The 12,969-nt window shown below is 66.3% G+C and carries 7 protein-coding genes and 1 tRNA gene; 1 reads left to right on the plus strand and 7 read right to left on the minus strand.

Features of this window, described 5'->3' with window-relative positions:
• The 7 genes from JW876_09120 to JW876_09150 form a co-directional block, all read right to left on the minus strand.
• On the minus strand, positions 1-859 hold an 859-nt coding region (locus tag JW876_09120; protein ID MBN1885666.1), incomplete at its 3' end, for an NAD-dependent epimerase/dehydratase family protein.
• 157 nt (positions 860-1,016) lie between these two features.
• A complete protein-coding gene (locus JW876_09125) occupies positions 1,017-3,005 on the minus strand; it encodes a hypothetical protein (GenBank protein MBN1885667.1) in 1,989 nt (662 codons plus the stop codon).
• Between the two features lie 179 nt (positions 3,006-3,184).
• Entirely contained in the window at positions 3,185-4,861 is a 1,677-nt protein-coding gene (locus JW876_09130) for an amidase (protein MBN1885668.1), read from the minus strand.
• A gap of 252 nt (positions 4,862-5,113) precedes the next feature.
• A complete protein-coding gene (locus JW876_09135) occupies positions 5,114-5,866 on the minus strand; it encodes a hypothetical protein (GenBank protein ID MBN1885669.1) in 753 nt (250 codons plus the stop codon).
• 234 nt (positions 5,867-6,100) lie between these two features.
• Positions 6,101-8,590 carry an alpha amylase C-terminal domain-containing protein gene (locus JW876_09140; GenBank protein MBN1885670.1) on the minus strand — a complete coding sequence of 830 codons (2,490 nt, stop codon included), beginning with the start codon at positions 8,588-8,590 and terminating at the stop codon, positions 6,101-6,103.
• A 184-nt stretch (positions 8,591-8,774) separates the two neighbouring features.
• Positions 8,775-8,852 (minus strand) — tRNA-Glu (locus JW876_09145).
• A 98-nt stretch (positions 8,853-8,950) separates the two neighbouring features.
• Entirely contained in the window at positions 8,951-11,731 is a 2,781-nt protein-coding gene (locus JW876_09150; protein ID MBN1885671.1) for a PHP domain-containing protein, read from the minus strand.
• Positions 11,732-12,320: 589 nt separating this feature from the next.
• On the opposite strand from JW876_09150, the gene JW876_09155 reads away from it, so the two are divergent.
• A complete protein-coding gene (locus JW876_09155) occupies positions 12,321-12,890 on the plus strand; it encodes a hypothetical protein (GenBank protein MBN1885672.1) in 570 nt (189 codons plus the stop codon).
• Positions 12,891-12,969: the final 79 nt, after the last annotated feature.

Raw genomic sequence — 12,969 nt, forward strand, 5'->3', positions numbered from 1 at the left:
AATTCGGCCACGAATCGGCGATCGCCTGCCGGACCGGGTCGATCCGGTAATCGATCTCGAAGCCCGGAATATGCTTGCGGATCTCCGCGGCGATCTCCTCGGGGGTGAAGTGCATCGCGGTCACGTTGAAGGCGTTCCGGTGTTGCAGGCTTTCCGGATCGGCCTCCATCACGTCGATCGCCGCCTTGATCGCATCCGGCATGTACATCATGTCGAGCGACGTGTCCGCGGCGAGCGGGCAGGTGAACGATCCGTTCATGACGGCCGCGTAGTAGATCTCGACGGCGTAGTCCGTCGTGCCGCCGCCGGGCATCGTGACGTTCGAGATGATACCGGGATACCGGACGCCCCGCGTGTCGACGCCGAACCGTCCGTGGTAATAGTCGCAGAGGAGTTCCCCCGACACCTTGGTGACGCCGTACATCGACGTCGGTCGCATGATCGTCTCCTGCGGCGTCGCGTCGAGCGGCGTCGTCGGACCGAACGCCCCGATCGAGCTGGGCACGAAGAGGCTGCACCCGTGGCGACGCGCGGATTCGAGCGCGTTGCACAGCCCGTCGATGTTTATTTTCCACGCCCGGAGGGGATCCTGTTCGGCGACCGCCGAGAGGATCGCCGCGAGATGGTAGATCGTATCGATGCGGTTGTCGGCGACGACCGCGTCGAACGCGTTTGCATCGAGCACGTCGAGCGCAACGAACGGCCCCTTCCCGGACAGCACGCGCTCCTCGTCGGAACGAACGTCGCTCGCCACGACGTTTTGCTCGCCGTAGCGGTCGCGCAGCGCAAGCGCGAGCTCGGAGCCGATCTGTCCCAACGAACCCGTTACGAGGACCCTCTTCCCGGATGTCGCACCCATATGGCTCTTCTTTCGTCTGTGGATCGTCTCGTGCCGTCGCTTCTCCGACCGTCCCGGCCGCGTCGCGCGCGCGGCGCCGCCGGGCTTCGACAACCCGGCCGCGCCGCCGCGGGAGAGGTTAAAATATCATTCCGGTCCGCACCGGTCAAGCGTCCGTCTAGAACTCCCCGAGCGCCCGCCCTGTCGCTTCGAGCAGCGCCTCCGCGCCGACGGGCGTGCCGGTCGCGCCCATCATCCACAGGTCGGGCGCGATGTTCCCCTGCACGGCCATCCGCTCGAACTCGGGGCCGATCGCCCCCGCCTCACGCATCTTCTCCTGCACCTGGAATGCGATGAGATGGCCCATCGGGTAATCGGGCAGGTAGAGGTTGGAATGGATGATGTGCGAGTAGATGCCGAGAATCGTCGAGTCTTCCGGGCCGAGAACGGGAGCATAGTACTCGTTCCAGATCCTCTTCGAGATCGAGAGCGCCGCCTCCCTGAGTTCGGCTGCGGTCGCCTCGGGATGGTCGTACATCCAGTGCCAGATATCGATGTCGACGAGCGAGACGCCGGCGATCTCCCAGGTCATCCAGAAGTCGTTGAGCGTCTTGATCGCCTCGCTCTTCGGATCCTCGGGCACATCGAGATCGAGCAGCATGAGATCGTTCGCCTGGAATGTGAATGCGAAGGCCTCGGTGAACGCGGTATTCGGCACGCCTTCGAGAAGGGTGTAATCGACGTCGTTCAGCGAGAGGACCTGCTCGACGTTGTGTCCCATCTCGTGCACGGCGATATTGAAGCCCTTGTAGTCCATCCCCTCGCTCCCCACGCGCGTGCGGAGCAGCGCCGGCTCGCCGCGCATGCCGGCGCCCGAGGCATGGCCCGAACCGCGCGCCGGATCGACCCGTATCATGCCGGCGATGTAGTCGGCGCGTTCCCCGGCGAAACCGAGCTTGCGCAGCATCCGCGGGATGTCGGCCTCGTAGGCTGCCGGGTCGGGATATCGCTCGCGGGTTATCCGGTCGAGCTCCTCCTGCGTGTAGGGTCCCATCGCGCGGAACCCGTTAAACCAGATGTCGTGCGCTTCGAGATCGCGCCCGAGACGCTCGCGTATCAGGGCCGCCACCCGCTTCGCGAGCGGCGAGGAGCAGACGTCCTCCATCATCTTCCGCACACGTTCCTCGGGGATCTCGCGGTGCTCGTCGAATCGCCGCCTGATCAGGGTTGGCGCCGTCGGCGAGTACTCGTCGAGGAGCCGCTGCGCGCGGAACGATCCGAGAAGCACCTCGTACCGGGTATCCGGTTCGCGGTCGCCGGAGACGGCGACGCCGTCCGGCGGCGGGTCGCCCGCGTCGTTCACCGCGGCGGGCGTCACGGCGTTCGTGAAGGGATTCCAGTCGACGTGGGGGTTGTCGACGACGATCGCCGGGATCGTCTGGTCGACGATCCGTTCCATCACCTTGACGATCATTTGCTGTTTCTCGAGTCCGCGGTTCTCGTCCGCGTAATCGGCCTTGAGCTCATCGCGGAGGTTCCAGTGCGACAAGAGCCGCATCTTCGGCGGGAAGAGACGCTCGCCGTCGTCATCGACGAGGTGATGCATCCAGATGTTGTACCCCGCGATGTAGTTGTCGCTCCTCGCGTCGGCCTTCGCGATCTCGAGATTGACCGCGGCGGGAACACGCTTGGCGAACCGCTGCGCGAGACGGGCCTCGGCCCACCGGCGGCGCGACCACGTCGAACCCTCGCCGAGCCGCTCATCGAGGGTCGTGAGAGGGAAGTTGAGGAGCACGACGAACGCGAGCTTGTCGGCGAAGAAATCGTCGGTGATGTGCGCGCCGGGCGCATAGCCGGACATGATCCCGTCGAAGTCGTAGACGAGGCCGAGATCGAGTTCCGCCTGCCGCCGCATCACGTGCCCGATCTCGACCATGTGTCCGCCGATCTTCTCGAGGACGAGCTGGAAGCGATCGAACATCGCGTCCCGCATCTCCTCGTCTCGCGCGAAGTTCGCGCGGACGAAGGTCTCGAAGGTCTTGCGGTCGCCGTCCTCCTCCCGCCAGAACGAGGATACCTGCGACAGACCGCGGTGGATGTCCGCCTCCCGTTCGTCGCCGAACCGGCCGGCGAGCTCCGTCTCCATCGCGGCGACGGCGGACGACATCCATGCGGGGGTTTTGCCGGCATGCGTCGCCTGGGGCGTGATCATGGCGAACAGGGCGATCAGGGCGATGACGGGTACGTGGTTCATCTCTCTCTCCTTCAAGGAAAAACCGGTGCCACAGTCTACGCGCCCAGGGCACCGGAATCAACCGTGAAAATCCCTTCTCCGGCGGAGACGTCCTACTCGACGAAACGCGGCGGATGCGTCTCGTCCCAACCGGTCGCGTCCTGGTAGGCCGCCGCCAGAGCGAGGATCAAACCCTCGTCGTACAGCCCGCCGACGATCGTGATGCTCGTCGGATGTCCCCCGTCGTCGAATCCGGTCGGCAGAACGATGCAGGGATGCCCGGTCAGGTTGGTGAGCAGCAGGTTGTCTCCCTCGAAGGAGGGCGCCACGTAGAGATCCACCTCGTCGAAGAGCCGGCCCATCGCCTGGACGAGCAGCAGGCGGAGACGGTTCGCCTGGATGTATTCGACGGCGGGTATGAGCCGCGCCGCGCGGAAGACGTTCGGCCAGGCGTTCTTCACCTGGCGCGTCATGAGATCGTCCCGGTTCGATCTGGTCAACTCGTCGAAGGCGGCTGCCGCCTCCGCGCTCAATACGAAGGAGATCGCGTCGACGGGAAGATCGGGGAGGGAGACCGTCACGAAACTCGCGCCCAGGCCGCGGAGAACGTCGAGGGCTGCGAGATCGTTCTCCTTGAAGGGATACTCGCTCTCGACGACGTCGTCGAGGAGCCCGATACGGAGCGAGGCCAGATCGATCGTGGCGTCGTACCCGAACGGACGGTCGACGGTCGTCGCGTCGGCGGGGTCTGCCCCGCGGATCGCGTCGAAGACGATGGCGCAGTCCTCGGCCGTGCGGCAGATCGGTCCGATCTTGTCCATCGACCAGCTCAGGGCCATGGCACCGTCGCGGCTCACGCGCCCGAAGGTCGGCCTGAGCCCCGTCACGCCGCAACGCGTCGAGGGCGACACGATCGATCCCCACGTCTCGGTGCCGATGGCGAAGGGGACGAGCCCGGCGGCCGTCGCCGACGCGGATCCCGCCGACGAGCCGCTCGATCCCTGTTCGAGATCCCAGGGATTCCGCGTCGTGCCCCCGAACCAGACGTCGCCCCAGGCGAGGGCGCCGAGCGTGAGCTTGGCGACGAGGACGGCCCCCGCCTCCTCGAGTCTTTCGACGACGGCCGCGTTTTGGTCGATCCGCTGCGTTCTGTAGGGCTCGGCCCCCCACGTCGTGGGATATCCCCGGACGGCGAGCAGATCCTTCGCTCCCCACGGGATCCCGTGCAGGGGGCCCCGGTACCGGCCAGCGGCGATCTCCTCGTCGGCCCGGCGGGCCTGTTCGAGCGCGAGATCCTCGGTCAGGGTGATCACGCACTCGAGCGCGGGCCCGTACTCGCGCAGACGGTCGAGACAGAGCCTCGTCAGTTCCATGGAGGTGATCTCGCCCGTGCGGATGAGCTCGCCGAGCTCCCGGACCGTGTAGAAGGCGAGATCCCCGATGCGCTCGGGACGTCCGGTCCGCTTCGGCAAAGCGGGCCTGAGTTCCTCGCGCACCGGCCGTTGGCGGAATCCGGCCGGCTCGGGATCGAAGCGCAGCGAAGGCGCCACGCCGTTGTTCAGCGGGTAGCGCCGCATCGACCGGTATTGCCCGAGACTCGTCCCGAGCTCGTCGAGCATGGAGTCGATCTCCACCTGCGTGAAGACCAGGTCGACGATGCGGGCGGCGGCGGCGACATCGGCCGGCAGCGGCCGGGCGCCGGAGGAATCCGCCTCCTCGCAGGACGCGGAGCTGGAAAAGGCGATACAGGCGAGCACGAGAGCAACCAGGCAAAGCGATCGCGTATTCATCGGCTTCTCCCCGTGTGTGGTGTGACGCCGCTCATGATACACGCCCGCGGGGTCGGCGTTCAACCGCAATCGCCCCTTGAATATACATGAGGTGCTATCCGTATAGTATTGACTGGAAAGACATTGTCGTGATATACTCTATCCGAGCCCGCGCCTGGAGGCGCGAACTCGATGCGGATCCGCACCTCGTCATAGTCGAAGGGAGCGCTCCCCGTGGCGCTCCCTTTCTCTCGCAACCGCCCATCGACCGGTCTACAGATCGAAGACGAGCCAGAAGGTGAAACCGTCGCGGATGACGGGCCGGTACCCGACGCCGCCGTAGCATGCGTACCGGTCGTGTCCCCTGCCCCGCATCTCGCAACTGTCCGGGAGATACCTCACCACGGCCCCGATCGGTGCGCGCACGACGACGTACAGCCCCTCGCGCCGGTCGAACCGGAAATACACGCCGTCGCAGTAGAAGTAGATCCCGTTTCGCACCCGCACCTTCTCGCATCCGACGGGCAGCCGGGCCAGGCGCGCGCCAAGGGGCGCATACACGACCCGGAACCCGCCCCGTACGCCGACGTAGAAAACACCGCCGGCATACCAGTAACGGCGACCGCCGACGAACAGGATCCGGTGCCGCGCGGGCAGGCGGCCGACGAACGCCCCGACCGGCGCCCCGACGGCGACGTACCGGTCACGCTCGCCCCGGTAGAAGACGCCATCCGTGTAATAATAGGTTCGTGCGTTCGTTCTGACGACGGTGTGTTGCCGGGGCAAGGTCCTCAGCGTTCGCCGTCGCGTGGGCGCATCCCGCCGCACGTCGTCCCGCCGGACGTCGCGGCGCACCTCCCGGCTCGCTTCGCGGCCTGTTTCCCGCCTCGCCTCCCGGCGCGTCTCCCGCTTCGCGTCCACGCGGACCGTCTTCCTCTTCGCGGCGATCCGGCCCGCTTCGGCGCCGCCCGCGAGCCCCGCGACGACCAGGCCAGCGATGGCGATGGTGATCATTCTCCGTTTCATGACTCGCCTCCTTTTCCGGTTATCCGTTCCGTGAATATGCAAACGCATACGCCGTGCCCGCGCGAAACGTCACTGCAATCACTTATCATAAGGATAGTTATGGGATTCGATGGCGTGGATGCACACAGTGCCGATGTCCCCGGAAAACCAGAAGGCCCCGAAAATCGTCCTCGATAGAGGACATGCTCCGGGTTCGCGGCCCGGCGGCGTGCGGTGCATGCCTCTCGGGCGGCGCTACCTCAACAGGACCATCCGTTTCGTCATCGCGCCCGAAGCCGTGGCGAGCCGGGAGAAATAGACGCCTGAGGCCACCCTCTCGCCGCGATCGTTCCGGCCGTCCCATCGCGTCTCGTGCCGCCCCACGGGAAAGGTGCCGTCGACGAGCGTCCGAACGAGACGCCCGGAGACGTCGTAGATCCGCAGCGAGACGTGCCGCGAGGCGGCGAGGGAAAACCGGATGGTCGTCATCGGGTTGAAGGGGTTCGGAAAGCTTGCCTCCAGCCTGTCGGCGGCCGGCACGGTTTCCTCCTCCGCACCGGTCGGAGCGCTTCCCTTCCTGAACACGACGAGGCCCATCATCGGCAGGTCGACGACGATCGACTGGGCGTAGCCGTCCAGGGGAACCGCCTCGGTCGAGAGCGTGCCGCCGTTCACCGGCCCCGAACCGCCGTAGACGGGATCCTGGCTGTTCAGCACCTCCCGCCAATCCCCCGCCGCGGGCATCCCGATCCGGTATGCGGTGCAGTCGTCGTTCCGGAAATTGGCGACGACGACGTAATCGTCGACGCCGTCCCAGCGCCGGAAACCGATCACGTTCCCCGCCTCGTCGAGGTGGTGCACGGTCCGCAGGGCGTCCGACCTGAAGGAGTCGTTCTTCCGCAGTGTGAGAAGATCCCGGAAGAATGCGAAGTGGTCGGCGTAGGCGACCTTCTTCGCCCAGTCGATCCTCTCCGCCTCGCCGGTGCCGAAATCGGCGTCCTCGAGCCACTCGAGCCCCATGAGGAAGGCGGGGATCCCCGGGGCGAGCGTGACGATGCCCTGGGCGAGCTTGACCCGTCCCCGGGCGTAGACGTCGTCGTGCGGGAAGGTAGTGTCGATCGTCTTGACGATGCGCTGCCCGCCGCTCATCGGCCAGGCCTCGTCGTGAAGCTCGAGGTAGTTGAAGACCGACCCGCCGTTCAGGTAGGCGCCGCTCCCGTTGACGATGTCGCGGATCCGCCACATCTCGGGATCGCCGAAGGCCGCGTCGAGTATCTCGCTCCGGATCGAGTTCTTGAAGTAGTCGTAGTACTGCGCGTCGAATCCCGCGCCGCCGAGACCGGTCGGCCGGGTGATCCAGGCATCGTCGGGGAGCTGCTCGGCCACGAGCACCCTGCCGGCGTACCGGTTGTCGACGAGGTCGTTCAGCTCCTGCATGAGGCTCCAGCCGCCCGGCTGGATGCTCATGTACGACGTGGCGTCCATGCGGAAGCCGTCGATCCGGCACTCCTCCAGCCAGTGCATCGCGGCGTCGAGGAAATAGGCGCGGACCGCGGCGCGATCGAAGTCGGCCTGCGAGCCCCAGGGCGTATCGACCGCCGGATCGTCGAAATAGATCTGCGTGCCGTCGTAGTACCACAGGTAGTTGTCGTCGACGCTGAAATGGTTCCAGACGATGTCGACGAGGACGGCGATGCCGCGCCGGTGCAGCTCGTCGACCATGTACCTGAAATCGTCGACCGAGCCGAAGATCCACTCCGGCGCCCACGCGGTGACCGGGTTGTAGCCTCCCGAGTAGTCGCCGGGAAACTCGGTGACCGGGTTGACCATCACCGTGTTCACGCCCAGCTCGGCGAGATGGTCCGCGCGCGCCGCCACGTCGACGTACCTCGAGGGATGCGGGGCGCTCCCGAGCGGATCGTTCCGCCCGGCGAACTGCCCGACATGCAGCTGGTAGACGATCATCTCCTCCTTCGGCGGCGTCCGGAAGTCTTCCTCCTGCCACGCGTAGGCGAAGGGGTCGACGATGATGCTGTTCATGTTGCTGCCCGAATCGAAGGCGCGCGACCGCGCGTCGGGCTTCCACAGGTCTCCCGGACCGAAGAAGTACTTATACTCCTGCCCCGCCGACGCGCCCGCCACGCGCAGGGCGAAGTATTCGCCATCGCGCGTCATCTCGTCGTCGAGATTCCATCCGTTGAAATCGCCGCGGACGTGGCAGGTCGCCGCTCCCGGCGCCCATACCCTGAAGACCGTCCCGCCGGCGATCGGCGTGGCCCCGAGCGGGGCGTGCCCGAGCGTGGCGAAGTCCAGGCGCCAGCCGCCGTCGACGGGGGTTTCGTCGGAGATTCCCGACACGCTGACGAAGTCGGTGTCGGCGCCGTCGGTCAGTTCGATGTAGTAGCCGATGCCGCTTGCGGCCGTGGTGGGGATCGTCGCCTCCCAGATGTAGTACGGTCCCCGTTCCCCCGTCACCGCGGCCGCGATCCACGACGTCGCGCCGCCGTCGTCGAGGAAGACGCGCGCGCCGGTGAGATCGCCCTTGAAGGCCTGGAAACGAACGGCGAAGGACTTGTTGTCGACCGGGCAGAGGGGGCGTCGGTCCTGCCACGGCACGTGGGAGATACCGTCCCACTCGATATCGCCGTCCTGGCTCGAGCAGCGGGCGGTCATCGGGAAGACGAGGAGAAGCAGGAGGAAGACGACGCCTCCGATGGCATATGCGGTGATCCACGAACGGCGCATGGGACACTCCCTGGATATGTAAACGGGTTCGCTCGTTGCCGGGAATCCGGGCGGACAATTCAGTATAACACAATTTCGGCGGAAAAGAAAATGGCGTCCCCAACGAAACCACGGGACTCACATGTGCGAATGGCGTCCCCAACGAAACCACGGGACTCACATGTTCTTCGATGATATGTGCGAATGGCGTCCCCAACGGGATTCGAACCCGTGTTGCCGCCGTGAAAGGGCGGTGTCCTGGACCTGGCTAGACGATGGGGACGCCAGAATACGCGGTTTTGGAACGGATGGAATGTAGCAATCGCCCCCCGGCCAGTCAACCGAAAAGCATTTCCCCTCGCCCGGCAGCGCCGGCCGGGATCAACCCTCGTCGTCGCCGAAGAGATCGAGCTGCCCCGAGTCGTCCGGTTTCCTCTTCGAGGCGGGCGCCCGCGGCACGATCGGCGCGCGGAAGAGCGCGCCCGCCTCTCCCCGGAAGACCGCGTCGCACTCGTCCATGAGCACGTCGCGCGGGCGCCCGTCGTCGTCGAAGAACCCCGTCTCGACGAGCGTGCCGGCGGTCGCGTAATCGATCCTCCCGGCGAGCCGTTCGAGGAAATCGCGCATCGAGTCGTACTCGCCTCCCCGCGCCCGTTCCTCCACGATCGCCTCCCTCTCGGTGACATCGAGGAAGGCGAGGTTGCGCAGTGGCGCGCGCACGCCCCCCGCCTCGACGAGGTACTCCTCCCCGCTTTTGTTCATGTCGGGAGGAAAGAAGACGATTCCCCGACCCGACATGTACGCTGCGTACCGGTCCGAACGCTCGCGCACGTCGAAGTTGCTGTTGAGGAGCTGGGCCAGGTACTCGACGGGGAAATGCGCCTTGAGGAAGGCGATCCGGTATCCGAGATACGCCTGGAAGACGCTGAGCGACCGGGCGTGCGTGAAAGGAATCGCATAGAGCAGGAAATCGAATATCTTCTGTGCCTCCTCCTCGTCGACGTCCCGGTCCATCGCGCCGTGGATGAACTCCAGCCGAGCCCGGGAGAGTTCCCCGGGCCGCCTGGTGCGCAGGGCGCGGTCGACGGCGACCGCCCGGTCGCCGGTTATCCCCGCCGACAGGGAAAGGATCTCGCGGACCTGCTCGTCGAACAAAAGCAGTCCGCGCGTGCTCTCGAGCGGCGCGGCGAGGGAATGGTGCGGCAGAAACACCCTGCCCTTCTTCTCGGCGTTCTCGATGTACTTCTGCCACAGGTTCCCCTCGAGCGGCGCCGGCCGGTAGAGGGAGATGACGTTGACGAGCTCGTCGAAGGAGTCCGGCCGTATCGTGAGAAGCAGATCCCGGATGCCCTGGCTCTCCAGGCCGAAGATCCCCGTCGTGTCCGCCGCGCCGATGAGTCGCCACGTCTCGGGGTCGTCGAGCGTCTCCGGGGCCCAGCGCCCCGAGAGGCCCCGGTCGACGACGCGGCCGGAGGCCGACCGCCCTCCCTTCCCGAGAATCGCCGCCACGCTCTTCTCCAGCGCGAGCAGATAATGACTGTGCTGGACGCCGACGATCCAGCCGCCGAGGGCGGCGACCGTCTCCGCGCTCGCCATCGCGAAACGCTCGTCGCCGCCGGCGCGAAGGACGGCGATCTCCCGCCCGGCAGCCGCCGGCAGGATGGCGATGCGCGAGGTGGTGTAGTGGAAGCGCCCCGCGCGACCGTGCAGCGATTGCGCCGCGTGGAGGGTCTCGCGCACCGTCTTCTCCGCCCGGTAGAGCTGCCGGAGCCGTTCCGAGGTTTCGAGCATCTCGGCGAGGCTCGATTCGCGCCGCAGCGTGCCGACGGCCCGCACCAGCTCGTCGAGTATCCCCGAAGGCATCTCCACCGATCCGGCGATCTCCTTGACGAGCGTCGGGAATCCCATCCGCTCGAAGACGACGAGATACTGGATGCGGCAGGCGGGCAGGAGCCCCGCGAGAATCCCGAGGAACCGGTCGCGCGTCCCCTTCGACTTCACGAGATCGAGCGCCGGCGGCGCTCCCGTCTCCGCGGCGAAGGTCTCGCACACGAGGCCGTGCCCCGTCGGGTCGAGCGGGACGATGTCGAGAAGGTACGCCAGGATGCTTCCGAGCAGGTCGCCACCGGCGACCTCCAGCCAGATCCCGCTCTCGGCACAGTAGAGGAAGAGCTTCCGCAGGAAGAGAAGGTACCCCGACGCGCCGCAGCATGCAGCGCTCGCGAGTTCCCGCGCGACGAGCGTTTCGAGGCGCGCCTCCTCCCCGGCGCCCCGACCGTGGAACTTCAGCAGGGACCGCCGGCGGCACATCGTCGCCAGCGTGTCGTCGGGATCCGGATCGGGAGCGAAGACGATCCGTCCGCGCCTGCCGATCGAGACGTCGCACCGCTCGGCGATCTCCCCGGAGGCGTCGAGTGCCCCGGGCACCGTGTAGAAGAACGTCTCGAGATCCTTCCCTCGCTTGAGATGGTATTCCCCCGGCTCGCCGTACCGGGGCTCTTCCTCGCCGCGTTCTCCGCCGAGCATGGCCAGGATCCGGAAATGCTCGCTTTCCTCGCGTTTGAGAAAACGGTCGTTGTTCGTCACGACGACCGGAAGACCGAGAGAAGCGGCGAGCCGGAGGAGGTTCTCGTTGACGAAGGCCTCCTTCTCGTCATTGTGGTACTGGAGCTCGACGTAGAGTCGGCCGTCGCCGAAGATCCCGGCGAGACGTTCGACCGCCTGCCGTTCCCGGCCCAGATTCCCGTGCAGGACGGCCTGGGCGGCCTCGCCGCGCATGCACCCGGTGAGGACGACGAGGCCGCCGGCGTGCCGTTCGAGATCCTCCAGGGACACATGGCGCTCGCGCCCGCCGGCATCGTGCAGGCCGACGAGGGCGACGAGATTGCGGTAGCCTGCGTCCGTCTCGGCGAATGCCGTGAGGTGGAAGACGCCTCCCGCCCCGAGCACCGAGGCATGCGACAGTTCCGCGCCGAACACGGGCCTGATCCCCGCCGCGGCCGCCTCCCGGGCGAGCTCGTGATGCCCGTACGTCGTCTGGTGGTCGGCGAGCCCGATCGCCGGCATCCCGTAGAAGACGGCGCGCTCGACGAGTTCCCGCACGGAGAGCATGCCCTCGAAGGGACTGTACAGGCTGTGAACGTGGAGCGGTACGTAGGTCATCGTCCGTCCCGGATGGTTGAACGCGTTCGCGGAACATGGTAGTGGGTCGGAAGGAACTCTGCAAGACATTACACGCAAGAACCTTCCACCCGCCTGGACCGGGCGGCCGGGAGTCGATCGCGATGAACGCAGGCGTCGACGGCCGGCGTGTGCATCGAATCGTACACGCTCGATACGGCGCGGGACGAAGTGGGCATGTGGCGAACGCGGGTGGAGGAATTCCCGCCGTTGCGGCGATGACGCGCCGCTATCGCAGCAAAACGATCGTTCTCGAGGAGACGCGCGTTCCCGCTTCGAGGCGTACGAAGCGGCCCCCCGCCTCCCCCGTTTGTCTGGACGACGCCGAACGATCCGGCATCGCTCCCACTGGCCGACCGGCCGATCCCGGCCTATACTATGAATGGGACGGCACATCGGGACATGGGGATTCGAATCGTGCCGTCGCAGTCTCGCCACGGCGACGGAAGCGGCGCACGCGCGATGGCCTGCGAGCGAGAGGAGATGATGCCGGCGGGAGAGCATCGACGAACGGCAACAGCCGTTTCAAGACAGTCTGAATTCCGTTTTCGCTGCAGGGGAGGGGAATACAATGCGGAAGATCATACTGTTTGCGCTCGTTCTGCTCCTTCCCGGTTCGGCGGCCGCACAGACGATGGGACTGTACTTCGAGTGGGAACAGCCGGTCATGCACTACCGGCCTCTCGACGAGGGGATCGTCTTCGACATGTACCTGTTCCTTCGCGGGTCGCAGTGCTACGTGACCGCCGTCGAGTACCGTCTCACCACTCCCGACGACCCGGACCACGTCCTCTTCACGGTTGTCGGCGTCCAGTATCCCGACAACATGTCGCTCATCATGGGACATCCGTTCTCGGGGCACCAGATCGCGTTCTGGCCCCCCTTGACGGGGTCCGACGAATATTGCCACGTCTGCACGATCCGCGCGGTGATGCTGCCGCCGCCCGTCGGAGTCCTGTGCGAGACGTACGACTTCCCGCTCGTGATCGGACCCGATCCGACGAGCGGGCACATCCGGGCGTCCTCCTATCCGAACAACGACCTCTTCAACATCGTCGGCCTCACATCGATCCTCAACCCGAAGAAGGTGCCCACGCAGGACAACAGCTGGAGCGCGATCAAACGGATGACCATCGAGTAGACGGGACCCGTACCCGCCATATCCCGACCGGAGGGGCCCTTCCTTTCAGGGCTGGAAGGGCCCCTCGCCGTGTCTCTCC

The organism is Candidatus Krumholzibacteriota bacterium (assembly GCA_016931295.1).
In the GTDB taxonomy this organism is placed as follows: domain Bacteria; phylum Krumholzibacteriota; class Krumholzibacteriia; order Krumholzibacteriales; family Krumholzibacteriaceae; genus JAFGEZ01.